At 72.3% G+C, this 25,192-nt stretch carries 20 protein-coding genes and 1 tRNA gene; 11 read left to right on the top strand and 10 right to left on the bottom strand.

From position 1 onward, the window contains the following. Nucleotides 1-24 precede the first annotated feature (24 nt). The 6 genes from IE308_RS34785 to IE308_RS34760 form a co-directional block, all read right to left on the bottom strand. The gene (locus IE308_RS34785) at nucleotides 25-1,005 is read right to left on the bottom strand and encodes a hydroxyacid dehydrogenase (protein WP_190220943.1); all 981 of its coding nucleotides are present in this window, start codon (nucleotides 1,003-1,005) and stop codon (nucleotides 25-27) included. A gap of 35 nt (nucleotides 1,006-1,040) precedes the next feature. Then, nucleotides 1,041-1,952 carry a carbohydrate ABC transporter permease gene (locus IE308_RS34780; RefSeq protein ID WP_190220942.1) on the bottom strand — a complete coding sequence of 304 codons (912 nt, stop codon included), beginning with the start codon at nucleotides 1,950-1,952 and terminating at the stop codon, nucleotides 1,041-1,043. Nucleotides 1,953-1,954: 2 nt separating this feature from the next. Beyond that, nucleotides 1,955-2,866 carry a carbohydrate ABC transporter permease gene (locus tag IE308_RS34775; protein WP_190220941.1) on the bottom strand — a complete coding sequence of 304 codons (912 nt, stop codon included), beginning with the start codon at nucleotides 2,864-2,866 and terminating at the stop codon, nucleotides 1,955-1,957. An 81-nt stretch (nucleotides 2,867-2,947) separates the two neighbouring features. Continuing rightward, a complete protein-coding gene (locus IE308_RS34770) occupies nucleotides 2,948-4,258 on the bottom strand; it encodes an ABC transporter substrate-binding protein (protein WP_190220940.1) in 1,311 nt (436 codons plus the stop codon). 153 nt (nucleotides 4,259-4,411) lie between these two features. Continuing rightward, nucleotides 4,412-6,190, bottom strand: coding sequence for a glycoside hydrolase family 35 protein (locus IE308_RS34765; RefSeq protein ID WP_190220939.1), 1,779 nt, complete (start codon nucleotides 6,188-6,190; stop codon nucleotides 4,412-4,414). 59 nt (nucleotides 6,191-6,249) lie between these two features. Beyond that, nucleotides 6,250-7,308 (bottom strand): LacI family DNA-binding transcriptional regulator, encoded by a 1,059-nt coding sequence (locus IE308_RS34760; protein ID WP_190220938.1) that lies wholly within the window; start codon nucleotides 7,306-7,308, stop codon nucleotides 6,250-6,252. Between the two features lie 250 nt (nucleotides 7,309-7,558). On the opposite strand from IE308_RS34760, the gene IE308_RS34755 reads away from it, so the two are divergent. Beyond that, a complete protein-coding gene (locus IE308_RS34755; RefSeq protein ID WP_229909353.1) occupies nucleotides 7,559-9,955 on the top strand; it encodes a polysaccharide lyase 8 family protein in 2,397 nt (798 codons plus the stop codon). 129 nt (nucleotides 9,956-10,084) lie between these two features. Here the strand turns inward: IE308_RS34755 and IE308_RS34750 are convergent, their stop codons facing one another. Further along, nucleotides 10,085-10,981 carry a hypothetical protein gene (locus tag IE308_RS34750; protein ID WP_110627545.1) on the bottom strand — a complete coding sequence of 299 codons (897 nt, stop codon included), beginning with the start codon at nucleotides 10,979-10,981 and terminating at the stop codon, nucleotides 10,085-10,087. A gap of 143 nt (nucleotides 10,982-11,124) precedes the next feature. Between IE308_RS34750 and IE308_RS34745 the strand changes: the two genes are divergently transcribed. The 5 genes from IE308_RS34745 (at nucleotide 11,125) to IE308_RS34725 (ending at nucleotide 17,986) form a co-directional block, all read left to right on the top strand. Further along, a complete protein-coding gene (locus tag IE308_RS34745; protein ID WP_229909352.1) occupies nucleotides 11,125-11,565 on the top strand; it encodes a chorismate mutase in 441 nt (146 codons plus the stop codon). 141 nt (nucleotides 11,566-11,706) lie between these two features. Then, nucleotides 11,707-12,243: a response regulator gene (locus IE308_RS34740; RefSeq protein WP_110627452.1), complete on the top strand. Its 537-nt coding sequence runs from the start codon at nucleotides 11,707-11,709 to the stop codon at nucleotides 12,241-12,243. Nucleotides 12,244-12,290: 47 nt separating this feature from the next. Next, nucleotides 12,291-14,783 carry an aminopeptidase N gene (pepN, locus tag IE308_RS34735; protein WP_190220936.1) on the top strand — a complete coding sequence of 831 codons (2,493 nt, stop codon included), beginning with the start codon at nucleotides 12,291-12,293 and terminating at the stop codon, nucleotides 14,781-14,783. 426 nt (nucleotides 14,784-15,209) lie between these two features. Further along, the gene (locus tag IE308_RS34730) at nucleotides 15,210-16,580 is read left to right on the top strand and encodes a pyridoxal phosphate-dependent decarboxylase family protein (protein WP_190220935.1); all 1,371 of its coding nucleotides are present in this window, start codon (nucleotides 15,210-15,212) and stop codon (nucleotides 16,578-16,580) included. Further along, nucleotides 16,577-17,986 (top strand): lysine N(6)-hydroxylase/L-ornithine N(5)-oxygenase family protein, encoded by a 1,410-nt coding sequence (locus IE308_RS34725; protein ID WP_190220934.1) that lies wholly within the window; start codon nucleotides 16,577-16,579, stop codon nucleotides 17,984-17,986. Before IE308_RS34730 ends, IE308_RS34725 begins: the two co-directional genes overlap by 4 nt. A 53-nt stretch (nucleotides 17,987-18,039) precedes the next feature. Here IE308_RS34725 and IE308_RS34720 read toward each other — a convergent pair whose 3' ends face one another. After that, nucleotides 18,040-19,848 (bottom strand): bifunctional metallophosphatase/5'-nucleotidase, encoded by a 1,809-nt coding sequence (locus IE308_RS34720; protein WP_190220933.1) that lies wholly within the window; start codon nucleotides 19,846-19,848, stop codon nucleotides 18,040-18,042. Between the two features lie 151 nt (nucleotides 19,849-19,999). On the opposite strand from IE308_RS34720, the gene IE308_RS34715 reads away from it, so the two are divergent. Together IE308_RS34715 and pyk are read left to right on the top strand one after the other, a co-directional pair. Continuing rightward, entirely contained in the window at nucleotides 20,000-20,701 is a 702-nt protein-coding gene (locus tag IE308_RS34715) for an SIMPL domain-containing protein (protein ID WP_190220932.1), read from the top strand. A 155-nt stretch (nucleotides 20,702-20,856) separates the two neighbouring features. Then, nucleotides 20,857-22,293: a pyruvate kinase gene (gene pyk, locus IE308_RS34710; RefSeq protein WP_190220931.1), complete on the top strand. Its 1,437-nt coding sequence runs from the start codon at nucleotides 20,857-20,859 to the stop codon at nucleotides 22,291-22,293. 3 nt (nucleotides 22,294-22,296) lie between these two features. Here the strand turns inward: pyk and IE308_RS34705 are convergent, their stop codons facing one another. After that, nucleotides 22,297-23,076: a helix-turn-helix domain-containing protein gene (locus IE308_RS34705; RefSeq protein ID WP_190220930.1), complete on the bottom strand. Its 780-nt coding sequence runs from the start codon at nucleotides 23,074-23,076 to the stop codon at nucleotides 22,297-22,299. Between the two features lie 105 nt (nucleotides 23,077-23,181). Next, nucleotides 23,182-23,254: transfer RNA gene (locus IE308_RS34700), tRNA-Leu, on the bottom strand. A gap of 100 nt (nucleotides 23,255-23,354) precedes the next feature. On the opposite strand from IE308_RS34700, the gene IE308_RS34695 reads away from it, so the two are divergent. The 3 genes from IE308_RS34695 to IE308_RS34685 all read left to right on the top strand — a co-directional run bounded on the left by IE308_RS34695 (nucleotide 23,355) and on the right by IE308_RS34685 (nucleotide 25,192). Continuing rightward, a complete protein-coding gene (locus IE308_RS34695) occupies nucleotides 23,355-24,011 on the top strand; it encodes an ANTAR domain-containing response regulator (RefSeq protein WP_110627444.1) in 657 nt (218 codons plus the stop codon). Nucleotides 24,012-24,125: 114 nt separating this feature from the next. Continuing rightward, nucleotides 24,126-24,542, top strand: a complete 417-nt coding sequence (locus IE308_RS34690) for an SseB family protein (protein WP_110627443.1) — start codon at nucleotides 24,126-24,128, stop codon at nucleotides 24,540-24,542. After that, nucleotides 24,539-25,192, top strand: a complete 654-nt coding sequence (locus tag IE308_RS34685) for a hypothetical protein (protein ID WP_110627442.1) — start codon at nucleotides 24,539-24,541, stop codon at nucleotides 25,190-25,192. The genes IE308_RS34690 and IE308_RS34685 overlap by 4 nt, the downstream gene beginning before the upstream one ends.

Here is a 25,192-nt window from a genome sequence, read left to right as displayed (position 1 = left end):
GCCCGCCCCTCCCTCTGCACGTGCTCAGGCCGAGCGGCCCAGGTGGTCCGCGTGCACCGGGTCGGCGTACGGCAGCCCGCGCGCGTATCGCTCCAGCTCGTCCAGCGCCGCCTGCGCCATCCGCCCCAGCTCGTTGCCGAGGGAGCCCGCGATGTGCGGGGTGAGCAGCACGTTGGGCAGGTCGTACAGGGGTGAGCCGGGCGGCAGGACCTCAGGGTCGGTGACGTCAAGGACCGCGTACAGGCGGCCCGAGACCAGCTCCTCGGTCAGCGCGGCCGTGTCGACGAGGGAGCCGCGCGCGGTGTTGACCAGCGTCGACCCGTCCGGCATGAGGGCGAGCCGGGCACGGTCGAACAGGTGCCGTGTCTCGGGCAGTTCGGGGGCGTGCACGGTGACCGTGTCGCTGGAGCGGGCCAGCGTGTCCAGGTCGACGCGGCGCACGCCGAGCCGCTCCGCCTCCGCGGCGTCCACGTACGGGTCGTACAGCAGCACCGTCAGGTCGTACGGCCGCAGCAGCTCGATGACCCGGCGGCCGATCCGGGAGGCACCCACCACGCCGACCGTACGGCGGTGGTTGCCGCCGTCGCCGATCACGTCCAGGGCGTTCACCCAGGCCCGCTTCTCCCGGTAGACGTGTGCCGCGTGCAGGACGCGCTTGCCGGAGAAGAGGATCGCGGCGACCGTGTACTCGGCCACCGGCAGGGCGTTGGCGCCGGCCGCCGAGGCGACCGTGAGGCCGCGTTCCCAGCACGCGCGCGTGATGTGGTGCTTCACCGAGCCCGCCGCGTGCACCACCGTCCGCAGCCGCGGCATCCGCGCCAGCGCCTTGCCCGTCAGCGGCGGGCAGCCCCAGCCCGTGAGCAGCACCTCGGCGGCCGCCAGCGGCCCGGCCGCCGCCGGGTCGGCGAAGTCCGCTACGGCCAGGGCGGGATCGGTGTCGGCGAGCGTGGTGAGCCGGTCGAGCGCGGCCCGGTCGAACAGGGCGTCACGGACCGGCGGATCCATGGCCAGCACGGTGCGCGGACGACGAGGCACAGGGGTCACTTGACGGCTCCCGCGGTCAGGCCGGAGCGCCAGTGGCGCTGCAGCGTGAGGAAGGCGACGGCGAGCGGCACGACCGACAGCAGGGAGCCCGTGACGACGAGCGCGTACAGCTGCGGCTCCTGCGGCAGCACGGCGTTCCAGCCGTACAGGCCGAGGCCCACCGGGTACAGGGACGAGTCGTTCAGCATCACCAGCGGCAGGAAGAAGTTGTTCCAGCTGCCGGTGAACGTGAACAGGAAGATCGTGACGAACGCCGGTGAGAGCATCGGCAGCGCCACCGACCGGAACACCCGCAGCTCACCCGCCCCGTCCATGCGGGCCGCCTCCAGCGTCTCCGCGGGCAGGTACGCCTCGGCGAACACCCGCGCCAGATAGACCCCGAACGGGTTGACCAGGCCCGGGATCAGCACCGCCCAGTAGGTGTTGACCAGCCCGGCCTCGGAGGCCAGCAGGTACATCGGCAGCGCGATCACGGTGGGCGGCACCAGGATGCCCAGCAGGACCAGGCCGTAGACCTTCTCCCGGCCGGGGAAGCCGTACACGGCGAACGCGTACCCCGCGAGCAGCGACACCAGGGTGGACGCCAGCGCGCCGGCGACCGAGTACAGCAGGCTGTTGAGCAGCCAGCGCCCGAACAGGCCGTCCTGGTACGCGAACAGGTCGGCGATGTTGGCGAACAGGCTGAAGGCGCCGAGCCGGAAGCCGGGCCGGCCGAACAGGTCGCCGTTGTTCTTCGTGGCGTTGACCAGCAGCCAGCTCAGCGGCATCAGCGTGTACAGCGCGACGATCGCCAGGACGGTGTTGACGGCCGCGCGGGAGGCCCAGGGGGCGGGCGCGGGCGCGGACGCGGTGGCCGGGGTCTTCGGGCGCACGGGTGCCGTGGGCGCGGCGGTGGTCTCGACGGCCATGCTCACGCCTCCTTCCAGCGGTTGCCGAGCCGGGTGATCACGAAGGACAGGGCGGCGCCCAGCACCGCGAGCAGCAGGGAGGCCGCGGCGGCCAGCCCGTAGTCGTGCCGGGTGAAGGCGGCCTGGTAGATGAACATCACCGGGCTCCAGTCGGGGGAGATCGCGGCGGAGCGGCTGCGCAGCACCTCCGGCTCGTTGAACAGCTGGATCGCGCCCACGGCCGTGAACAGGGTGGTCAGCACCACCGAGGAACGGATCATCGGCAGCTTCACCGACACCGCGGTGCGCAGCTGCCCGGCGCCGTCGACGACCGCGGCCTCCAGCGTCTCGCGCGGTACGGCCTGCAGCGCGGCGTAGAAGATCACCATGTTGTAGCCGATCCACTGCCAGGTCGCCGCGTTGGCCATGGCGAAGACGGCTCCGTCGGCGCCGAGGACGTCCCAGTCGGCGCCGAACGCGGACAGCAGGTCCAGGACGGGGCTGAGCCCGGGCGTGTAGAGGAAGCCCCAGATGATCGCGGCGATCAGGCCGGGTACGGCGTGCGGCAGGAAGTAGGCCAGCTGGAAGAACCGCTTGGCGCGGGCGAGGGCGGAGTCCAGCAGCAGGGCGAGGGCGAGCGCGCCGCCCACCATCACCGGGATGTAGACCGCGCAGTACAGCGCGATGTGCGCGAAGCCGCGGCGGAAGCCCGGGTCGTCCAGGGCGCGCAGGTAGTTGCCGGCACCGACGAAGAGGGTCTTCGTACCGCCGAAACCGAGTCCGGAGGCGGCCTGTTCACGGAACAGGCTCATCCAGAGCGCGTAGCCGATCGGCGCGAGCAGGGTGGCGGAGAAGAGGAGGAGGAACGGGGCGAGGAAGAGCACGGGAGCGGCGGTGTGCCGCCTGCGGCCGGGCCGGGGCGTCGCCGTGGCCATGGTCAGCTCCTGGGGGCCGGGCCCGGCCCCCTTCGGGAGCCGGACGGTCGGGGCGGGCGCTTCGCGGGCGTGGGCCCGCGGTCAGTCGGCGAGCTTGAGCCCGCGGTCGGTGACCGACTTCTCGGCGGCCCGCTGCGCCGCCTGGAACGCCGGCCAGAAGTCGCCGCTCTTCTGGGCCGTGCCGAGACCGCTCTGCAGGGACAGCGAGGTGGAGTTGTGCACCGGGCTCCACACCCAGTCCTTCGCGATCGTCGGCACCTGCGCGCCGGCCACCTGGTAGATGTCCTGGCCGCCGAAGAAGGAGGCGTCGAAGGAGTCCTTGGCGGTGGCGCGCAGCGTCTCGGCGGCGGGCAGGGCGCTGGAGGTGCCGGCCGCGAGGCGGGCCTTGACGGCCGCCGCGTCGGTGGTGGCCCAGGTGACGAACTCGGCGGCGGCCTTCGCCTTCTCCGTGTCCTTGGTGAGCGCGAAGGAGGAGCCGCCGACCGCGCCGGTGACGGGCGTGCCCCAGTTCGGCAGCGGTGCCTCGGCCCACTGGCCGGCCTGCTTCGGGTACGTCGTCCTGATGCCGCCCGCGCTCCAGGAGGCGCCGATCAGCGCGATCGCCCGGGAGTCGGTGACGGCCTTGGTGGCCTCGGGGCTCCACGCCTTGTGGTTGAGCACCAGATCGCCCGCGACGAGGTCCTTCCAGTAGTCGGCGACCTTCTTGGTGGCCGGGTCGGCGATGTCCACCGTCCAGGCGTCGCCGGTGGAGCCGTACCAGCGGGCGCCCGCCTGCTGGGCGAGGCCGGCCCAGGTGGCGACGTCGTCGCCCCAGAAGTCGAGGATGCGTGCCTCGCCGTGCGAGGCGGTCTTCACCCGCTGTGCGGCCCTCTTGAACTCGTCCCAGGTGGTGGGGACCGCGATGCCGTACTTCGCGAACAGGTCCTTGCGGTAGTACAGGGTCTGCGGGCCGACGTCGTAGGGCGCGGCCCAGGTTCTGCCGCCGAGGGTGACCAGGGTGCGCACGGCGTCGGGGGCGTAACCCTCGACGGTCTTGGCCAGTTCGTCGGTCGAGTCGCGCAGCAGGCCCTGGGTGACCAGGTCGGGCAGGGCCTGGTACTCGACGTTGACGACGTCGGGCGCGTTGCCCGCGGTGACGGCCTTGGCGAGCTTGTCGTAGCCGCCGTTCAGGCCGGCCGGGATCTCGGAGAAGCGCACCTGGACGGTCTTGTGCGTGCGGTTGAACTCGGCGGCCATCTCCTTGGTGCCCGGCATCCAGGACCAGTAGGTGATCTGCACGGGCTGTGCGGCGGTGCCGGTGCCCGCGTCGCCGCCGGAGCCGGAGCCGCCGCACGCGGTGGCGAGGAGAGCGAGGCCGGCCGCGGCGGCGGCGAGGGCGGGGGAGGACTTCATGGCTGACTCCTACGGAGCTGAGGGCCCGGCACGGGGCTCAGTGCGAATGACGCACATCTTTCGGCCACGAACGATCGGAGTCAATAGGAAACGAACAAGCAATCATCGTTGAGCGGATTTCGATCTGATCCTTGTTCGTTTGATGTTCGTTTCTCAGCCCAGATCCGGCTCCCGGCGTGTCTCCACGACCGCCGGGACCGTGCCGGTGTCCGCGTCCAGCTCCAGCACCACGATCTCGTTGCGGCCCGCCCGCAGCAGTGGCCAGGGCAGGTAGAGGGTGCGCTGCGGGCCCCGGGAGGACCAGTGGCGGCCCAGGCAGAAGCCGTTGACCCACACATAGCCCTTGCCCGCGCCGGGCAGCGCCAGATGGGCGTCGGCGGGCTCCGCGACGTCGAGGAACCCGCGCAGGAACACCGGGCCGCGCCCCGCCCCGCCCGCGCGCCCCCAGTCGAGCCGGCCGGGCGTGCCGTGTCCCAGCTCCACCGCCCGCGCCCGCCAGCCGTGCAGCAGCTGCTGGGTGTGCAGCACGCGCGCGACGCCCTTGCGTTCGCCGAGCCCGGCACCGTAGTTCACCCGGCCCATCGACTCCACCAGCAGCTCCACCCGCGCCCCCGCCTCCGGCACGGGGACGTCCGGGATCCGCTCAACGGCGTCCCGCTCCAGGGTGCCGGCGTGCACCCCGTCGACGTAGACGTGGGCCCGGTCGGCCAGCCCCCGCACCGACAGCGGATACGGCTGCCGGGGCCCCGGGATCCGCCCGGTGTACAGCACCAGCCCCTGTCCGATGCCCAGCTCCTCGAAGGACGGCGGCAGCGGGGCCCGGCGCTCGGGGCCTGCCGCCAGGTCGTCCAGCACGTCGAACAGCCGCAGCGACTCGGTCAGTTCCACCCGGGCCGGTGGCAGCAGCGGCGCGGGCGGCTCCGGCTCTGGCAGCGGACCGTCCGCGTAAGGCCTCAGCACCTCGCGGAAGGCGCGGAACTTCTCGGTGGCGGCGCCGCGTTCGTCGATCGGCGCGTCGTAGTCGTAGGAGGTCACCGTCGGCAGATAGTGCTCACCGGTCGCCGGGTCCTTGGTGTTGGCGCCCGCCCAGGTGGAGAAGTTCGTGCCGCCGTGCGCCATGTAGACGTTGACGGAGGCGCCCTCGGCGAGGATCTCCGCCAGCGTCCGCGCCGCGTCCCGCGGTTCCCGCACGACGTGCCCGGTGCCCCAGTGGTCGAACCAGCCGCACCAGAACTCCATGCACATCGCGGGATCCTTCGGCCGCAGCCGCTTGAGCGAGGCGAACGCCTCCCCGGCCCGGCTGCCGAAGTTCACGGTCGCCAGGCTGCCCGGCAGGGTGCCGCCGGTCAGGAAGAAGTCGTCCGGCCCGTCGGAGGTGAACAGCGGCACGTCGACGCCGCGCGAGCGCAGCCCCGCCGCCAGGTGCTCCAGATGGCCGGTGTCCGTGCCGTAGGAGCCGTACTCGTTCTCCACCTGCACCATCAGCACATTGCCGCCCCGCGTGACCTGGTGCGGGACGAGGACCGGAAGGAGCCGGTCGTACCAGCGGTCCACGTGCGCGAGATAGGCCTCGTCGGCGCAGCGCAGCGCCTTCACCTCGGGGTCGGCGAGCAGCCACCAGGGCAGCCCGCCGTTGTCCCACTCGGCGCAGATGTACGGCGACGGCCGCACGATCGCGTGCAGGCCCGCCTCGCGCGTGGCGTGCAGGAAGCGGTCCAGGTCGGCGATGCCGGTGAAGTCGTACGCACCGGGCCGGGGTTCGTGCAGGTTCCACGGCACGTACGTCTCCACCGTGTTCAGGCCCATGGCGCGCAGCATGCGCAGCCGGTGCGGCCACTGCTCGGGCAGCACCCGGAAGTAGTGCAGGGCGCCCGAGAGCAGGCGCAGCGGACGGCCGCCGAGGGAGAAGCCCTCGGACGTGATCTCGAACATGAGGGTTCTCCGGTGTCGGTGTGCGGAAAACGAGCAGCCAAGGGCGGGCCGGTGGCCGGCTACGAACTGGAGGCGCGCACATGCAGCTCCGGCAGGATCGCGATCCGGTGCCGGGGGCGGCCGGGGTCGGCCAGCCGGCGGGCGAGCAGCTCGACCGCGGCGGCGCCGACCGCGTGCTTGGGCGGGGCGACCGCGGTGAGCGGGATGTCGGCGAGGGCGGCGACCTCGTCGTCGTAGGCGACGAGCGCCATGCTGCCGGGCACCTCGACCCCGCGGGCGCGCAGCCGCTGCAGGACGACGATCGCGTCGTGGTCGTTGTGCACGATCGCCGCCTCAAGGCGGCCGGACGCCGCCGCGTCGGTGAACTCCGCCAGCACCTGCTCACGCCGCTTCGCGTCCCCGCCGGGGGGCGGCAGCCGGAACACCGGGGGCTCGGCGTCGAGCAGCCCCGCCGCCGCGAGACCGCTCCGGTAGCCCTCCAGGACCAGGGCGCTGTGCGGGCTGTCCTCCCGCAGCAGCAGCCCGATCAGCTCCCGGTCGGCGTCCGCGAGATGCCGTACGGCGATCCGCGCGCCGTAGACGTGGTCGGTGACGACCCGTTCGGCGCCGGTGACGTCGTCCTCCGGGCGCCGCTCCACCAGGACGTACGGCACCTGGAGGCCGGCCGGCCAGCCGCGCTCGCCGACCGGGCCGCACGGCGTGACGATCAGCCCGTCGATGCCGTCGGCGAGCATCCGCTCCGCCTGGGCGCGCTCCTCCTCGGGCTGGTACTGCGAGATGCCGAGGACCAGGCGGATCCCGCGCTCGGCCGCCGCCTCCCGGGCCCCCTTGATCACCTCGGGGTAGTAGTAGTCGGCGGCCGGGACGATCAGGCCGAACACCAGCTCGCGCCCGGCGGGGACGGCACGCTCCCGGTCCCGGGACGCCTCGGGTGCCGTCTCCGGCAGCACGGCCCCGCCGTGCACGCGCTCGACGAGCCCCCGCTCGGCCAGCGTCTCCACGTCACGGCGGACCGTGATGGGGGAGACGCCCAGCTCCGCGGCCAGGTCGCTGACGCGGACCGACCCGTGCTCGCGCAGGCTGTGGAGAATTTCCTGGTGCCTTTCCTCGGCGTGCACGTCGCCCGGCTCCCCTCGTCGGCGGTCCTGTTGCTGACCTGGAGTGTAGCGCTCGGCTGATCGGACGTGAACGTTTCTGCTCGAACAATCAAATGGACGAGTGAATGCGCGGATCGTTGCCGGTGTGTGTGCGCTCGTGCTAGAAACCGCTCACCACAGCGCGGAACCAGGCCTGACGACGCACCCCTTCCCCCTCCCCGGGAGCCTCCGCATGCGCTTTCCCCGCCCCCCGAGAACGAGCCCCCTGAGCATGACCCGCCGCACCCTCCTCCTCGCGGCCCTCGCCACCAGCGCCCCCCTCTCGCTCACCGCGACCGGCCCCGCCCACGCCGCCGACGCCTACGACACCCTCCGCCTGAAGTGGCGCGACCTCATCCTCGGCACCGGCTACGACGCCACCGCCGAGCCGTACGCGAGCCGCCTCACCACCCTCGGCGCCACCGCCGCCGACCTGCGCGCCGGCATGCGCCCGGCCACCGGATCCCTGTGGCCCGACCTGCCCTACGCCGACCCGGAACCCGACACCGACAGCGAGTCGTACACCTACTCCGGAAACCTCGGCACCAGCTACAACCGGCTGCGCACCCTCGCCGAGGCCTACGCCCAGCCCGGCACCGGCCTGACCGGAGACAGCGGCCTGCTCACCGACCTGCTCACCGGCCTCGACCACCTCCACACCGAGGCCTACAACGCCGGCCAGGCCCGCTACGGCAACTGGTGGAACTGGCAGATCGGCATCCCCCAGGCCCTGCTCGACATGAGCACCCTGCTGTACGACCACCTCGGCGCCACGCGCATCGCCGACTGGACCGCCGCCGTCGACCACTTCGTCCCCGACAGCGCCGTCTCCGCCTACTCGGGCACCTCCACCGGCGCCAACCGCGTCGACCTGTGCCGCGTCCTCGCCCTGCGCGGCGTCCTCGGCAAGAGCGCCGCCAAGACCGCCCTCGCCCGTGACGCGCTCAGCCCCGTCTTCCCGTACGTCACCAGCGGCGACGGCCTCTACGCCGACGGCAGCTTCATCCAGCACACCTACGTCCCCTACCCCGGCACCTACGGCGCCGTGATGCTCGGCGGGCTGTCCCTGCTCTTCGCCCTGCTGAACGGCTCCGAGTGGGAGGTCACCGACCCCGGCCGGCAGATCATCCTCGACTCGGTCGAGAAGGCCTACGCGCCGTTCCTGTTCAACGGCCTCGCCATGGACGGCGTGTCGGGGCGGGCGATCAGCCGCGGCGTGCAGAAGACCGACACCCGCGCGATCCTCCAGGACGACCATCTGCGCGGACACGCGATCATCGCCTGCGTCGCCCTGCTCGCCCAGAGCGCCTCGACGAGCGAACGCACACGCTGGGAGAGCATGATCAAGGGCTGGATCGCCCGCGCCTCCTACCGGCCCGTCCTCACCAGCGACGCCCTCTCCGTCGCCCAGCTCGCCCGCCTGAAGGCCATCGCCGACGGGCCGGCAACCGCCGCCCCCGAACCGACCGGCCACCGCCTCTTCCCCTGCATGGACCGCGCCGTGCACCGCAGGCCCGGCTGGGCCGCCGCCGTGTCCATGGCCTCGAACCGCATCACCCACTACGAGAACGGCAACGGCGAGAACCTGCGCGGCTGGCACACCGGCTCCGGAATGCTCTACTGGTGGGGCGCCGGCTTCGGCAACGGCCAGTACAGCGACAGCTTCTGGGCCACCGTCGACCCGATGCGGCTGCCCGGCACCACCGCCTCCCGCAAGCCCCTCACCGACGGCGAGGGCGGCGCCTGGGGCGCGCCCCGCCCCGACGTGCGCTGGGTCGGCGGCGCCACCGACGGCACGTACGCCGCCGTCGGCCAGTACCTCAAGGGCCTGTCCTCCACCCTGCTGGCGAAGAAGTCCTGGTTCTTCCTCGACGACGCGATCGTCTGCCTCGGCGCGGGCATCCACGGCCGCGACGGCACCGGCGTCGAGACGATCCTCGACAACCGCAACCTCGGCGCGAGCGGCACCCACGCCCTCACCGTCGACGGCACCGCCCAGCCCACCGCCCTCGGCACGAACGCCGTCCACCCCGGCGCCCGCTGGGCCCACATCGCCGGATTCGGCGGCTACGTCCTGCCCGGCGGCGCCGACCTGCACACCCTGCGCGAGGCCCGTACCGGCGCCTGGTCCGACATCAACACCGGCGGCACCACCACCCCCGTCACCCGCCGCTACCTCACCCTCTGGCTCGACCACGGCACCGACCCCACCTGGGCCGGCTACGCCTACGCCGTCCTGCCCGGGGCGAGCGCCGCGCAGACCGCCGCCCGCGCCGTCGACACCGGCCGGCTCACGATCCTCGCCAACACGAACGAGCAGCAGGGCGTGTATGTCCCCGCCCTCGGCCTCACCGGCGTCAACTTCTGGCTCGCCGGCACCGTCGGCGACGTCACCGTGAGCGCACCGGCGAGCGTGCTGATCCGGCAGAGCGGCGGCACGGCCACCGTCTGCGTCTCCGGCCCGCTGCGCGACGGCGCGAGCATCGACCTGACCTGGGACCGCGCGGTGTCCGCGGTGACGTCGTACGACCCGGCCGTGCAGGTGCTGGCGACCGGCGCGCGGCTCACCCTGCGGATCACCCCGGGCACCCTGGGCGCCGTACACACGGCGCAGGTCACGCTCGGCTGACGCACCTCACCGGTCGCACTCCGGCGCCGGCCGGCCGAGGCCCGGGCTCAGGTGTCGCACTCCAGCGCCGGCCGGCCGAGGCCCGGGCTCAGGTGTCGCACTCCAGCGCCGGCCGGCCGAGGCCCGGGCTCAGGTGTCGCACTCCAGCACCGTCCGGCACAGCCCGCACCGCGCCCGCACCCGGCCCCGCACCGGCACCCTGATCCGCTGGTGGCAGGTCGGGCACGGGAACGTCACCCGCAGCGGGCCGGGGCCCTCCGGCACGAAGGAGTACGGGGCGCCGTCCGCGACCGGCACACGCGCGTGGTCCTGCGCGTGCCGCCGGTCGCGCGCGTACCGGCGGCGCCCCGCCCACCCGGCCGCCGTCAGCGGCGGCTGCTGCCCGTCCCGCCGCGCCCGCTCCAGCCCGCGCGTGTACGCCGTGTACGCCTGCGGGCTGGTGAACCACGTCGACGGGTCCTCACCGAACGCCAGCGCCCGCTTCGCCAGCACGTACCCGAACTCCTCCGGCGTGAGGTACCCCAGCTTCTGCGAGGAGACCGCGTCCTCCCGGTAGGCGTCCAGCAGCAGCCAGCCCGCGCCCAGATACGTCGTCGCCGTGTCGGTGAGGATCTCGTTGTCCCGCGTCCCGGTGAACGCCAGGTCCAGCCGGTGCAGATACACATGCGTGATCTCGTGCGCCAGCGCCGCGCCGATGTCCCGCCGGTGCGTACGGAACCGGTCGTTCAGCTCCACGAAGTACTCCGGCCCCGCCGCGAGTTCGATGTTCGCCGCATGGGTCATCTCCCGGAACGACACGATCATCCGCGCGTCCGGCAACCGGAAGTGCCGCACCAGTTCCCGCGCCACCCGCTGGGCGCCCAGATAGAGATCGTCGGTGTCGCAGAACGCCACGTCGGCCGGCGCCACGCTCGTCGCGAACGTCCGCACGGTGTCGTACGACAGACGCCGGTACAGCGCCGTGACGGCGGCCCGCACCGTCTCCAGATGCGGGTACCCGTGCTCGACCGGTCCGCCGTTCGCCACGCCTGTACCCCCAAGACGCTCCGAGCCCGCTTCCACTGTACGCAGCCGTACCCGGCCCCGGGACGCCCGCCGCAGGTCATGTCCGGTTCCGGCCCGCGGACACGGAACGCCCGCCGACCGGCGACGCACTAGGGTGAACGGCCATGACCACCAGCAACACCGGTACCGGTGACGTCGACCCGGCCGTCCGCGCCGAGCTCGCCCGGCTCCGCGAGAGCATCGACAACATCGACGCCGCCGTCGTCCACATGCTCGCCGAGCGCTTCAAGTGCACCCAGCAGGTCGGCCACCTCAAGGCCGCCCACCAGCTGCCGCCGGCCGACCCCGAGCGCGAGGCCCGCCAGATCGCCCGGCTGCGCGCCCTGGCCGAAAGCGCCCACCTCGACCCGGCGTTCGCCGAGAAGTTCCTGAACTTCATCATCGCGGAGGTCATCCGCCACCACGAGCACATCGCCGACACCGCCGCCAACGGAACGCCCCCGGCCGACGGGCCCGCCCCGGCGGACGGCCCCGCCCCGGCGGACGGCTCCGCCCCGGCCGGCGGAACGACCCCCTCCGGCGACCGCACCCCCGCCACCGGCTGACCTGCGTGTACGCCAAAAGGGCGTGACAGCGCGGCTCCGGCGGGGCATGCTGCGACGTGCACAGCCGGTGAAAGTCGCGCCACACGCAGTCAGTGCGGCGGACCCGGCCGGCTGCCCCACCGCGGGAGGGACGGGCGGGCCATGCCGTCGGATGCCGAGATCCTCATCGTCGACGACCACCAGGGCACCCTGTACGCCCTGGAGAGCGCCCTCGCCCCGCTCGGCTACCCGCTGGGCCGCGCCACCAGCGGCGACGAGGCGCTCAAGCAGGTCCTGCGCGGCCGCGTCGGCCTCCTCGTGCTGGACCTGCGCGCCCCCGGCGCCGACGGCCTGGAGGTCGTCCGCTACCTGCGGCGCCTGGAACAGACCCAGCACATCCCCGTCGTCCTGCTCACCGGCTTCGGCGCCGACCAGGACCTCGCCGGCGCCGCCTACCGCCTCGGCGTCGCCGACCTGATCACCAAACCCGTCGACCCGTGGATCCTGCGCACCAAGATCCGCTACCTCTACGACGCGCACCGGCACCGCCTCGCCCTGGAGGCCGAGATCCGCGAACTGCGCGCCCTCGTCAAGGACCCCGGCCCCGCCGACCCGCCCGGCACCGCCGCCGCCCCGCCCACGCGGGTGCCGCTCCAGCGCGACCCCGGCACACCGGCGCCCGCGCACGAGGCGACATAGCGCACGTACCGATCCGCCCCTGTGCGACGCCGGGGCCATCAGGCAGCATGTCCTGCATGTCCGTACTGACGCGCGACGAAGCGCACACCCGTGCCCGGCTCCTCGACGTCCACCGCTACACGATCGACCTCGATCTGACCGGCGGCGACGACACCTTCGACTCCCGCACCACCATCCGGTTCACCGCACGGGCCGACGCTGACACGTTCGTCGAACTCAAGCCCGCCGAGCTGCACTCCGCCACCCTCGACGGCCGGCCCCTCGACCCCGACAGCCTCGACGGCAACCGCCTCCCGCTGAAGAACCTCACCGCCGGCGAGCACGAGCTGCAGCTGCACGCCACCATGCGCTACTCCCGCACCGGCGAGGGCATGCACCGCTTCACCGACCCCACCGACGGCGAGACCTACCTCTACACCCAGCTGTTCATGGAGGACGTCCAGCGCGTCTTCGCCGCCTTCGACCAGCCCGACCTCAAGGCCGTCTTCGACCTCACCGTCACCGCCCCCGACGGCTGGACCGTCCTCGCCAACGGCGTCACCGAACACCTCGGCGAGGGCCGCTGGAAGGCCGCGACCACCCCGCCCATCTCCACCTACCTCGTCGCCGTCGCCGCCGGCCCCTGGCACTCCGTGCGCACCGAACACCGCGGTCTGCCCTTCGGCATCCACTGCCGCCGCTCCCTCGCGCCCTACCTCGACGCCGACGCCGAGGAGATCCTCGGCATCACGCGCGCGTGCTACGACCGCTACCACGAGAAGTTCGAGGAGCCCTACCCCTTCGACTCCTACGACCAGGCCTTCGTGCCCGAGTTCAACGCGGGCGCCATGGAGAACCCCGGACTGGTCACCTTCCGCGACGAGTTCGTCTACCGCTCCGCCGTCACCGACACCGAACGCCAGACCCGCGCCATGGTCATCGCCCACGAGATGGCCCACATGTGGTTCGGCGACCTCGTCACCCTCAAGTGGTGGGACGACATCTGGCTGAACGAGTCCTTCGCCGAGTACATGGGCTACCAGACCCTCACCGAGGCCACCCGCTTCACCGACACCTGGACCGACTTCGGCGTCGTCCGCAAGGCCTGGGGCTACGACGCCGACCAGCGCCCCTCCACCCACCCCGTCGCCCCCGAACAGGTCGACGACACCGCCTCCGCGATGCTCAACTTCGACGGCATCTCCTACGCCAAGGGCGCCTCCGCCCTGCGGCAGCTCGTCACCTGGCTCGGCGAGAAGGACTTCCTCGCCGGCATCAACACCCACTTCGCCCGGCACAAGTTCGCCAACGCCACCCTCGCCGACTTCATCGACTCCCTCGCCGCGCACACCGAACGCGACGTGCACGCCTGGGCGGACGCGTGGCTGCGCACGACCGGCGTCGACACGCTCACCGCCTCCGTCGACGCCCGCCCCGGCACCTGGACCCTGGCCCTGCACCGCGAGGGCAGCCGCCCGCACCGCGCCACCATCGGCGTCTACGACCGCGACCTCAACGACGGCCGCACCCTGGTCCTGCGCGAGCAGTACGAGGCGGACGTCCCCCAGGACGCCCCCGAGGCCCGCCCCGGCGCCCGCCCCGCCCTCGTCGTCCCCAACGACCTCGACCACACCTACGCCAAGATCCGCCTGGACGAGCACTCCCTGGAGACCGCCCTGCGCGGCCTGTCCGGCATCCCCACACCACTCACCCGCGCGGTCGTCTGGAACAGCCTGCGCGACATGGTCCGCGACGGCGACCTCGCCCCCGCCGACTACCTGGCCACGGCCGGCGCCCACCTCCCCGAGGAGACCGACCTCGCCCTCGTCCAGGGCGTCCTCGGCTTCGCCCGCGCCCAGGTCGCCGACCGCTACGTCAGCCCCGAGGCGCGGCCCGCCGCCCTCGCCGGGCTGGCCGCCCTGTGCCGCGCCCTCATCCGCCGCACCGAGGACGGCGACCACCCCGGCCTGCGGCTGATCGCCGTACGCCACTACATCGACACCGCGGCCCAGCCGGACACCATCGCCGCCTGGCTCGCCGACGGCACCGTCCCCGGCGGTCCCGAACTCGACCCCGAGCTGCGCTGGCGCATCCTCGCCCGGCTCGCCGTCCTCGGCGCCACCGACGAGGCCGCCATCGCCGCCGAACTCGACCGCGACCCCAGCGCCTCCGGCCAGGAGGGCGCCGCCCGCTGCCGGGCCGCGCTGCCCGACGCGGACGCCAAGGCCCGCGCCTGGGAGGCGATGTTCGCCCGCGACGAGCTGTCCAACTACCTGTTCACCGCCACCGCCCAGGGCTTCTGGCAGCCCGAACAGGCCGGCCTCCTCGGCGACTACGTGCCCCGCTACTACCGGGACGCCGTCGCCCTCGCCGCCCGCCGCGGCCCCGCCATCGCCGAGGCCGCCGGACGCTGGGCCTTCCCCGCCCACGCCGTCGACGAGACCACCCTCCGCCTCGGCGAGGAGTGCCTGCGCGACGCCGACCCCATCCCCGCCCTGCGTCGCAAGCTCGCCGACCAACTCGACGACCTGGCCCGCGCGTTGCGCGTCCGGCAGGCGTGACACCCGGGGGCCGGCCGCCGCCCTGACCGTTCACGGCGACCGGCCCCCGTCCCCTCAACGCCCCACCCGGATGCGCAGCGTGAAGGTGACCACGCCCGGCATCACCCTGCGCGCACCGGCCGGGAGACCGTGATCCGGCCCGCAGCCCGCCCGTGACCGGCACCCGCCCCCCGCCGCGGCGGGCTGCGCCGAGAACGGCGCGGTTGTCATGGCACCGCTCATCCCCGTGCGCCCGTCTGCACATCGCGCCACCCGCCGGGCCCCCACACTCCGGTCGCCCATAGCCCCCAACCACACCCCCGCCCCAGCACCCCCCGCCGCCCCACCCCCGTACCCCTTTCGGGTTCCGTTCGTGCACTTTCCGGACGCGCCGCCGCAACCAGGGACAACCTGGAAACCCCGCCCCGCGCCGCCCCGGAGGCCCCGATGAGCACGCCGCCCCTCGCCTCAGGACCCCACGGTCCGAGCGCCCTGCGGCCCCTGCTCCACACCGTCCTCGACGCCCTCGCCGACGGCACCCGCGCCCGCGGCGGCCCCCTGCCCCCCGGCGGCCCCGAGCAGGTCACCGCACGGCTGCGGGACGCGGTGGGCGACCTCCTGCCCGAACAGGGCGACCCCGATGCCCTGCGCACGCTCGTCACCGCCCTCGCCGAGGGCGCCGCCGACCCCGCCGACCCGCTGTGCGCCGCGCACCTGCACTGCCCGCCCCTCGCCGTGGCCGTCGCCGCCGACCTCGCCGCCTCCGCCCTCAACCCCTCCCTCGACTCCTGGGACCAGGCCCCCGCCGCCTCCGCGCTGGAGGCCCTGCTCACCCGCACCCTCGCCCGGCAGGCCGGCCTCGCCGACGCCCTCGTCACCACCGGCGGCACCGAGTCCAACCAGCTCGCCCTCCTCCTCGCCCGCGAGATCCACGGCGCCGGCCTGCGCCTCGTGCACGGCGCGAACGCCCACCACTCCCTGCCCCGCGCCGCCTGGCTGCTCGGCCTGCCCGACCCCGTCGCCGTACCCACCCCCGCCGGCACCCTCGACCCGGTCGCCCTCGACGAGGCCCTGACCCGCCTGCCCGGGCCGCACCTCGTCGCCGCCACCGCCGGCACCACCGACGCCGGCCTCATCGACCCCCTCCCCGACATCGCCGCCCTGTGCGCCGCCCACGGCGCCCGCCTGCACATCGACGCCGCCTACGCCGGGCCCCTCCTCTTCAGCGACACCCACCGGGCCCGGCTGACCGGCCTCGACGCCGCCCACACCGTCACCCTCGACCTGCACAAACTCGGCTGGCAGCCCGTCGCCGCCGGCCTCCTCGCCGTCCGCGACCCCGCCGACCTCACCCCGCTCCAGCAGCGCGCCGACTACCTCAACGCCGACGACGACACCGACGCCGGCCTGCCCGACCTCCTCGGCCGCTCCCCGCGCACCAGCCGCCGCCCCGACGCCCTCAAGATCGCCGTCACCCTCAAGGCCCTCGGCCGCACCGGCCTCGGCGCCCTCGTCGACCAGGTCCTCGACCACGCCCGGCACCTCGCCGACCTCGTCGCCGCCGACCCCGCCCTGGACCTCTACGACCGGCCCGCCCTCAGCACCGTCCTCTTCCGCCCCGCCGGCGCCCCCGACACCACCGTCGCCGCGATACGCCTCCGCCTGCTCACCGACGGCCGCGCCGTCCTCGGCCGCGCCCGCCCCGACGGCCGCCTCTGGCTCAAGGCCACCCTCCTCAACCCCCACACCCGGCCCGCCGACCTCACCCGGCTCCTCGCCCACGTCACCGCACTCGCCGAAGGACACACCCCCGCATGACCACGCCCCCACGCCCCGAACCCGACGCCCCCCGCGACCTCGTCGGCATCGGCATCGGCCCCTTCAACCTCTCCCTCGCCGCCCTCGCCCACCCCCTCACCGAACTCGACACCGTCTTCTACGACCAGCGCCCCGGCTTCGACTGGCACCCCGGCCTCCTCATCGACGGCGCCACCGTCCAGGTCCCCTTCCTCGCCGACCTCGTCACCCTCGCCGACCCCACCAGCCGCTGGTCCTTCCTCAACTACCTCAGGACCCGCGACCGCCTCTTCCCCTTCTACTTCGCCGAGCGCTTCCACACCCACCGCGCCGAGTACGACGCCTACTGCCGCTGGGTCGCCGGCCACCTCCCCGCCCTGCACTTCCGCCACCAGGTCGACGCCGTCCGCTGGAACCCCGAACGCGACCTCTTCGAGGTCGACTACACCCAGCTCGACACCGACGGCGAGGCCGAGGCCCTCGGCCGCACCTACGCCCGCAACGTCGTCCTCGGCATCGGCACCGAACCCCACGTCCCCGACCCGCTGCGCCCCCTCGTCGACGCACCCGGCGTCCCCGTCCTGCACGCCGCCGACTACCTCGACCACCGCACCGCCCTCCTCGCCGCGGGCCACGTCACCGTCGTCGGCTCCGGACAGTCCGGCGCCGAGGTCTTCCTCGACCTGCTGCGCCACCGCCCCGCCGGCCGCGAAGGCCTCCACTGGATCGGCCGCACCCCCGCCTTCGCCCCCATGGAGTACTCCAAGCTCGGCCTGGAGCACTTCACCCCCGACTACACCCGCTACTTCCACGGCCTCACCGAGCCCGTGCGCGACCAGCTCGTCACCGCCCAGTGGCAGCTCCACAAGGGCATCGACGCCGGCACCCTCGCCGCCATCCACGACGAGCTGTACCGCCGCACCCTGCACGGCGGCTGGCCCGACGCCGTCCTCACCCCCGGCGTCCGCGTCCGCACCGCCGGACGCCTCGCCGCCACCCGGCTCGAACTCCACCTCGAACACATCGAGCAGGGCACCCGCTCCCGCCTCACCACCGACGCCGTCGTCCTCGCCACCGGCTACCGCGAACGCCCCCTCGGCCGCCTCCTCGCCGGACTCGACCCCTACCTGCGCCGCGACAGCGCCGACCGCCCGCGCGTCGACGAGCAGTTCCGCCTCGTCACCGACCCCGCCGTGACCGGAGCCGTGTACGTCCAGAACGCCGAACGCCACACCCACGGCGTCGGCGCCCCCGACCTCGGACTCGCCGCCTGGCGCAGCGCCACCATCCTCAACTCCCTCACCGGCAAGGACCCCTACCCCCTGCCCGACCGCACCGCCTTCACCACCTTCGGCCTGCAGGAGCAGCACCGGGTCCCCCCGGCCCGGCAGCCCCGCGCCCTCACCCCCCTCGTCGAAGGCCGCTGAAGCGCGAAAGGGCGGGCCGGCACCCGCCGACCCGCCCCCGGAGGACCGAAGTCCTAGAACACCGGCGTACCGTTCCGCGTCAGCTTCCAGTCCACCGACGCGAAGTCCTTCGGGTCCAGCACACCCTTCGCCGTCACCCACTCCGCGATCCGCGTCCGGATCTCCGTCGACTCCGACCACAGCTCCTTCGCCGACGCCACGAACGGGAAGGCACCGCCGCCGTTGGCGCGGTAGTTGTTCACCGCGAACACGAACTGCTGCGCGTCGTCCAGCGGAGCACCCTGGAACGTCAGGTTCTTGATCCGCGCACCGGGCGCCTGCGCGATGTCGATGTCGTACGACAGGCCCGACACATAGTCGTAGTTGTAGTCCGGACGGCCGTTCGCGTTCGTCAGCTTCTCCACGTCGACCACCGCGTCCGGCGCCGTCTGCACGAAGTACTCCGCCGAGTACTCCAGGTACGCCCGCAGCTGCGCACCCGTCATCAACTTCGCCACCAGCGTGTTGTCGTACACGTACAGGCTCGACAGATCCCGGATCGTCACCTCGCCCGCCGGGATCTCCGAGGTCCGCGAGAACGGCGACGCCTGCGCGATCACCGGCAGCGACGCGTACTCCGTCCCCGCCAGCGCCGCCTTCACGACGTCCTCCTGCACCTTGGTGATCAGATCGATGATCGGCGCGTCCTTGTACCGCGCCTCGACCGTCGTCAGCGTCGCCGTCGCCTTGCCGACCACCTGGTTGACGTACGCCACCACCTGCGCGTGCGCGTCCCCCAGCAGCCGCGTGATCGCCGGGTCGTCCGCCACCGCGTTGGAGTTCCGCAGCGACGCCGCCACCGACTCCACCTCCCAGCGGCCCCGCCGGAACACCAGCTCGATGTCGAACAGCGTCAGCCGCTCCGCGTAGCACAGCGGCTCCGACAGCACGACCGTCTTGCCCGTCTGCTCGTTGACGACCTTCAGCTCCGGGATCTCCACGTGCGCGTGCCCCACCAGGATCGCGTCGATCCCCGGCACCTGCCGCGCCACGTTCGCCGCCGCGTTCTCCACGTACGGCACCTGGTCACCGTACGACGACGTGCCCGAGGAACCCGAGTGCGCCGACACGATCACCACGTCCGCGCCCATCGACCGCAGCTTCGGCACCCACTTCGCCGCCTGCTCCTCCAGGCCCGGGAACGCCAGCTTGCCCTGCACGTACGCCTTGTCCCAGATCGCGATGCCCGGGTTCGTCAGCCCCAGCACCGCCACCTTCACCGGCCGGCCGCACCCCGGCACATGGAACGACTTCATGAAGTACGGCGGGAACGCCGGCCGCAGCGTCTTCGCGTCCACCGCGTTCGCGCCCAGCAGCGGGAAGTCGCACTGCGCCTCGAACTTGCGCAGCGTCTCGATGCCGTAGTTGAACTCGTGGTTCCCGAGCGCCACCGCGTCGTACCCGATCGCGTTCATCGCCTGCGCCATCGGGTGCACCGGACCGCCCTCGGCGGTGATCGGGTCCACCTTCGCGTAGTAGTACGTCAGCGGCGTGCCCTGGATCGTGTCACCCGCGTCCAGCAGCAGCGTGTTGCGCCGCCCCTTCTCCGCCCGGACCTGGTTCACCAGCGTCGAGATACGCGCCAGACCCTGCGCGTTGCCCGCCTTGTCCGCGTACTCCGCGTCCTTGAAGTAGTCCCAGTTGAAGACGTGCCCGTGCAGGTCCGTCGTCCCCATGACGGTCAGCGAGTACCGCTTCTCGGGCCGTCCCGGCCCCGTGGCCTCCGCGGCCTGCGCCACCGGAGCCGCCGCCGCACCCGCGACCGCCACCCCCGCCCCCGTCACGGCCGACTTCTTCAGGAACTTCCGGCGGTTCAACGGCATCTCTGCATCTCCTCACTGACGCGCGTAGATAACGCGCGTAGATTCTGGCCCGGCCACGGCCGACGGCAACAGGTCCCGCAGGTTGCGATTGAGTGACCCGTACGGCAATCTGACGGACCCTAACCACGCAACCCGTGACAGAGTGACCCGTATGGCCCCAGCCGACGACACTCCCGCGCCCCCCGCCCCCCACGGCACCCCCGAGGCCCCGCGCCTCGCCGTCCGCGGTGAGGCCCACCTCGACGCCGAACCCGAGATCGCCCGCATCGGCATCACGGTCACCGCCCGCGGCCGCGACCGCCGCGCCACCCTCGACGACCTCACCCGCCGCAACGCCACCGTGCTGGACCTCGTCAAGAGCTACGGCGAAGCAGTCGACCGCGTCGAGACCGGCGCCCTCACCGTCACCCCCCAGCTCACCCCGCACGGCCGCGGCGAACGCGTCCGCGCCCACCACGGCACGGTCCACCTCACCGCCGACCTCACCGACTTCACCGCGCTCGGCGAACTCACCGCACGCCTCGCCGACCTCGACCTCACCCGCGTCGACGGCCCCTGGTGGTCCCTGCGCCCCGACTCGCCCGCCCACCGCCTGGCCCGGCAACAGGCCGTCCACGAAGCCGTCCGGCGCGCCCGCGAATACGCCGAAGCCCTCGGCACCAGCCTCGCCTCCCTCGTGGAACTGGCCGACATCGGCGCCGAGGCCCCGGCCCACGCCCCCCGTATGCGCTCGATGGCGTACGCGGCCCCCGCCGAGGGCGCCGAGGCCGCCCCCCTCGACCTGGAACCGCAGCGCCAGCACGTCTACGCCGCGGTCAACGCGCGCTTCACGATGAGACCGCCGGTTCTCTAGAACACCCTGAACGGAAATTCGAAATTCCCGCCCGCATGCTCATCGGAGCACCCCTCCGCACAATTCAACACTTGTCAATAACCCTTCATCGAAAGGTTGTTGAGTAGTCACCCGGCACCAATTCGCTACCGATGGGTAAGCCATAGGCTCGGACCATGCGCCGAGCGAAAATCGTCTGCACCCTGGGCCCCGCCACCGACTCGTACGACCAGATCAAGGCCCTGGTCGACGCCGGAATGGACGTCGCCCGCTTCAACCTCAGCCACGGCACCCACGCCGAGCACGAGGAGCGCTACCACCGCGTACGCAAGGCGGCCGACGAAACCGGCCGCAGCGTCGGCATCCTCGCGGACCTTCAGGGCCCGAAGATCCGGCTCGGCCGCTTCACCGAAGGACCCGTACTCCTCGAACGCGGCGACACCTTCACCATCAGCGTGGAAGCGGACGCCGAAGGCAACCACGACCAGTGCGGTACGACCTACAGCGGCCTCGCCGCCGACGTCACCCCCGGCGAACGCATCCTCGTCGACGACGGCAAGGTCTGCCTGGAGGTCACCGAGATCGACGGCCCCCGCGTCCACACCCGCGTCGTCGAAGGCGGCATGGTCTCCGACCACAAGGGCCTCAACCTCCCCGGCGTCGCCGTCTCCGTCCCCGCCCTCTCCGACAAGGACGAGGACGACCTCCGCTGGGCCCTGCGCACCGGCTTCGACGTCATCGCCCTGTCCTTCGTCCGCTCCGGCCGCGACATCCAGGACGTCCACCGCATCATGGACGAGGAGGGCCGCCGCCTCCCCGTCATCGCCAAGGTCGAGAAACCGCAGGCCGTCGACGCCATCGACGACATCGTCGCCGCCTTCGACGGCATCATGGTCGCCCGCGGCGACCTCGGCGTCGAAATGCCGCTCGAACAGGTCCCCGTCGTCCAGAAACGCGCCATCAAACTGGCCCGGCGCAACGCCAAGCCCGTGATCGTGGCCACCCAGATGCTCGACTCCATGATCGAGAACTCCCGCCCCACCCGCGCCGAGGCGAGCGACGTGGCCAACGCGGTCCTCGACGGCACGGACGCGGTGATGCTCTCCGGCGAGACCAGCGTCGGCAAGTACGCCATCGAAACCGTCCGCACCATGTCCAAGATCGTCGAAGCGGCCGAGGAGGACATGCTCGCCAAGGGCCTCCCCGCCCTCACCGAGAACAACAAGCCCCGCACCCAGGGCGGCGCCGTCGCCCGCGCCGCGGCCGAGATGGGCGACTTCCTCGGCGCCCGGTTCCTCGTCGCCTTCACCCAGTCCGGCGACACGGCCCGCCGCCTCTCCCGCTACCGCTCCCCGATCCCCGTCCTCGCCTTCACCCCCGACCCCGCCACCCGCTCCCAGCTCAGCCTCACCTGGGGCGTGGAAACCTTCCTCGGCCCCCACGTCGACTCCACCGACGCGATGGTCGACCAGGTCGACGAGCTGCTCCTGAAATACGGCCGCTGCGCCCAGGGCGACACGGTCGTCATCACCGCCGGCTCACCCCCCGGAGTCTCCGGCTCCACGAACCTGGTCCGCGTCCACCACATCGGCGAGGACGACAGCCCGAAGTGACGGTCAGTACTTCGGCCCGACGTGGGCGTCCATGAGCGCGACGGAGGCCTTACGGGCGACGGACACATTCCACGGCGTCCCGTTGCGCGCGCAGTACGTCCACTCGACGCCCAGCTTGTCGAGCGTGCTGGTGTAGAGACCCCGGATGTCGGCCGACTTGTTGGTGAAGAGGTACCGCGGATACTCGTACCGCTTCCGCTCACCCCCGACGAGCCGGGTCGTCCAGTTGGTCACCCGGCACCCGTCGGAGTGGATCAGCCCACGGACGAACTCCCAGGGATGGGCGTCGACGATGTCCTGCTGCCAGGGTTCGAGGACGATGGGGCGCTCATGCTTCTTGCCGGGGCCGTGCTGGGGGAACATGCACGTCCAGTGCATGGTGTACGACTTCACCTCGACGCAGCCTTGTTTCCGGCGCTGCGACAGTCTGGGCAGCGGCATCACCTTCCGCATAGCGTCCTCGGCAGTGGCGATGAGCCCGGTCTGGGCGGCGTTGCAGAAGATGGAGAGGTGGTGCTGTTTGCGCTTCGAGATGATGTGGCCATCACCGAGGTAGGAGCCGAGCAGGTAGGCGTATGCAGGGCTGTCGAAGACACGCCCGGTGCACCTGGGGCAGTCCGTGGGCTGGGTATATGTCTCGCCACGCGCTCTGCGGTCCTCGCTGCGCCACCATCCGACGGTTCCACGCGGCACGTTCAGTTGCTCGGCGACCAAGCGATTGGGGACACCTTGGCGTAGCAATGCGATGGCATGGGCACGAATTGAGGGGCTGTGCTGCTCCATGGCAACACCGTGCGTTACTGCTCTTCCCTTTGCGCAGAGAAAAGCGGAAGATCACGCGAACGTGATCCTCCGTTTCACATACTGACCTTGGAATCCAAGGAAAAGTGCCCCGGGTCGGATTCGAACCGACGCTGAATGGGTTTTGAATCCATGGCCTCTACCGCTGGGCTACCGGGGCCCCTTCGAAATGAAGGTCAGCGGTCACCCGCCGTGTCACTACCTTACCGCAGCTAGGTAGGCTCTTGTCAGCAGCACCCTGCCCCGAACAAGGAGCCTCAGTGACCGCCCCCGAGTCGCCCCAGCCCGCAGACGTGACCGACGACGACAAGTCGCACGTTCCCCCGCTGACGACCCGTGTCGTCATCGCCGAGGACGAGGCCCTGATCCGGCTCGATCTCAAAGAGATGCTGGAGGAGGAGGGCTACTCCGTCGTCGGTGAGGCCGGGGACGGCGAGCAGGCCGTGGAGCTGGCCCGGGAGCACAAGCCGGACCTCGTGATCCTCGACGTGAAGATGCCCAAGCTCGACGGCATCTCCGCGGCGGAGAAGATCGCCGAGGAGCGTATCGCCCCGGTGCTGATGCTGACCGCCTTCTCGCAGCGCGACCTGGTGGAGCGGGCGAGGGACGCGGGCGCGATGGCGTACCTCGTGAAGCCGTTCAGCAAGAGTGACGTCGTACCGGCGATCGAGATGGCCGTGTCGCGGTTCACGGAGCTGAAGGAGCTGGAGAAGGAGGTCGCCGACCTCAGCCAGCGCCTGGAGACCCGCAAGCTCGTCGACCGGGCGAAGTCGATCCTGCAGACGGAGTACGGGCTGACGGAGCCGGCCGCGTTCCGGTGGATCCAGAAGACGTCGATGGACCGCCGTATGTCGATGCAGCAGGTCGCGGAGGCGGTCATCCAGGACGCGGAGGAGAAGAAGGCCGCCAAGGGCTGACCCCTGGCTCGCGCGCCCCGGCGTCCCTCACAGTTTCCGCACCAGAACCGACTGCCGCCTTCCGTACGTCCTGTCCTACGGTTTGACCTGTTACCGGACGGACGGGGAGGGACCGTGGGGCAGTCGGGGACGGCGCTTGCCGAGCAGATCGCGCGGCGGCGGGCGGGAGTGGGGGACGCTCGCGCGTTGGTGGGGGAGATGCGCAGGACGGTCCTGCTGGTGCCGTTGGCCGGCGGGGGCCTATGGACGGCGCATTCGGGCGGCGTGCGCTGGATCTGCGCGTTCACCGACGAGGCGGCGCTGGCCCGGTTCGCCGAGAGCCGTGCGCCGGGCGGCGGGCCCGTGGAGTACGCGGCGCTGCTGGGTGCCCGTCTGGTCGACGAGATCGTGCCGTCGCTGGGTGAGCCGGCGGGTGTGGCGGTGGACATCGCGACCGAGGGCGGTGCGATGTTCTTTCCGCCGGTGTCCGGGATCGTGCCGGATGCCGTGGCCGTCGGTGCGGGTCGCGGTGCGGAAGGGGGACGTGCGTGACGGGGGGCGGACCGGAGCTGCAGTTCGGCAAGGATGCCGTCGCGCAGTTCACGAAGGGCCTGGGCAGCACCATCGACCAGTTGGGCGAGGTCGGTGACAGTACGGGCTCCATCATGGGCAAGGGGTTCTCGGAGCTGGCGATGACCGGTATGGAGGCCGGGCATCACGGGCTGTCGACGGATTTCGAGGACTTCTGCGAGCGCTGGGAGTGGGGGGTGCGTGCCCTGGTCCACGACGCGAGTGAGATCGCGAACCGGCTGGGGCTCGCGGCGGGGACGCAGTGGGAGCACGACCAGTACGTCGAGGGCGCGTTGAAGGTGGGCGTGAACTCCGTGATGGGCGGCAACCCGCACGCGTCGGAGGAGGAGATCGCCCGGCAGGGCTGGGGCGAGGTGTTCACGCCGGACGCGCTGAATCCGGACTGGAGCGCGGAGTCGTTCGAGCGAGCCGGTGACGAGATGGCGCAGACGTGGAAGGACACGGGCCGGACGGTCCTCACCGAAGGGGAGGGCGGCCTGCGGTCGCAGGTGGTGCGGGACGCGCTCGGGATCTCCGACGGGGAGTGGAACCAGGCACTGGACGACACGTTCGGTCCGTCGCCCGAGGAGCGGGCGCGGCAGGAGCGGCAGGGCGGGGCCGGGGGTAACTGA

Source organism: Streptomyces griseosporeus, assembly GCF_014656055.1.
Taxonomy (GTDB): domain Bacteria; phylum Actinomycetota; class Actinomycetes; order Streptomycetales; family Streptomycetaceae; genus Streptomyces; species Streptomyces griseosporeus.
The sequence above is the reverse complement of the archived record's forward strand: the minus strand, read 5'-3'. Positions and strand labels throughout refer to the sequence as shown.

Bases quoted from the DNA above. Each gene is read 5' to 3' on its own strand.
- IE308_RS34785 (WP_190220943.1), bottom strand. From the start codon at position 1,005: ATGGATCCGCCGGTCCGTGACGCCCTGTTCGACCGGGCCGCGCTCGAC.
- IE308_RS34780 (WP_190220942.1), bottom strand. From the start codon at position 1,952: ATGGCCGTCGAGACCACCGCCGCGCCCACGGCACCCGTGCGCCCGAAG.
- IE308_RS34775 (WP_190220941.1), bottom strand. From the start codon at position 2,866: ATGGCCACGGCGACGCCCCGGCCCGGCCGCAGGCGGCACACCGCCGCT.
- IE308_RS34770 (WP_190220940.1), bottom strand. From the start codon at position 4,258: ATGAAGTCCTCCCCCGCCCTCGCCGCCGCCGCGGCCGGCCTCGCTCTC.
- IE308_RS34765 (WP_190220939.1), bottom strand. From the start codon at position 6,190: ATGTTCGAGATCACGTCCGAGGGCTTCTCCCTCGGCGGCCGTCCGCTG.
- IE308_RS34755 (WP_229909353.1), top strand. From the start codon at position 7,559: ATGACCCGCCGCACCCTCCTCCTCGCGGCCCTCGCCACCAGCGCCCCC.
- IE308_RS34745 (WP_229909352.1), top strand. From the start codon at position 11,125: ATGACCACCAGCAACACCGGTACCGGTGACGTCGACCCGGCCGTCCGC.
- IE308_RS34740 (WP_110627452.1), top strand. From the start codon at position 11,707: ATGCCGTCGGATGCCGAGATCCTCATCGTCGACGACCACCAGGGCACC.
- pepN (WP_190220936.1), top strand. From the start codon at position 12,291: ATGTCCTGCATGTCCGTACTGACGCGCGACGAAGCGCACACCCGTGCC.
- IE308_RS34730 (WP_190220935.1), top strand. From the start codon at position 15,210: ATGAGCACGCCGCCCCTCGCCTCAGGACCCCACGGTCCGAGCGCCCTG.
- IE308_RS34725 (WP_190220934.1), top strand. From the start codon at position 16,577: ATGACCACGCCCCCACGCCCCGAACCCGACGCCCCCCGCGACCTCGTC.
- IE308_RS34720 (WP_190220933.1), bottom strand. From the start codon at position 19,848: ATGCCGTTGAACCGCCGGAAGTTCCTGAAGAAGTCGGCCGTGACGGGG.
- IE308_RS34715 (WP_190220932.1), top strand. From the start codon at position 20,000: ATGGCCCCAGCCGACGACACTCCCGCGCCCCCCGCCCCCCACGGCACC.
- pyk (WP_190220931.1), top strand. From the start codon at position 20,857: ATGCGCCGAGCGAAAATCGTCTGCACCCTGGGCCCCGCCACCGACTCG.
- IE308_RS34705 (WP_190220930.1), bottom strand. From the start codon at position 23,076: ATGGAGCAGCACAGCCCCTCAATTCGTGCCCATGCCATCGCATTGCTA.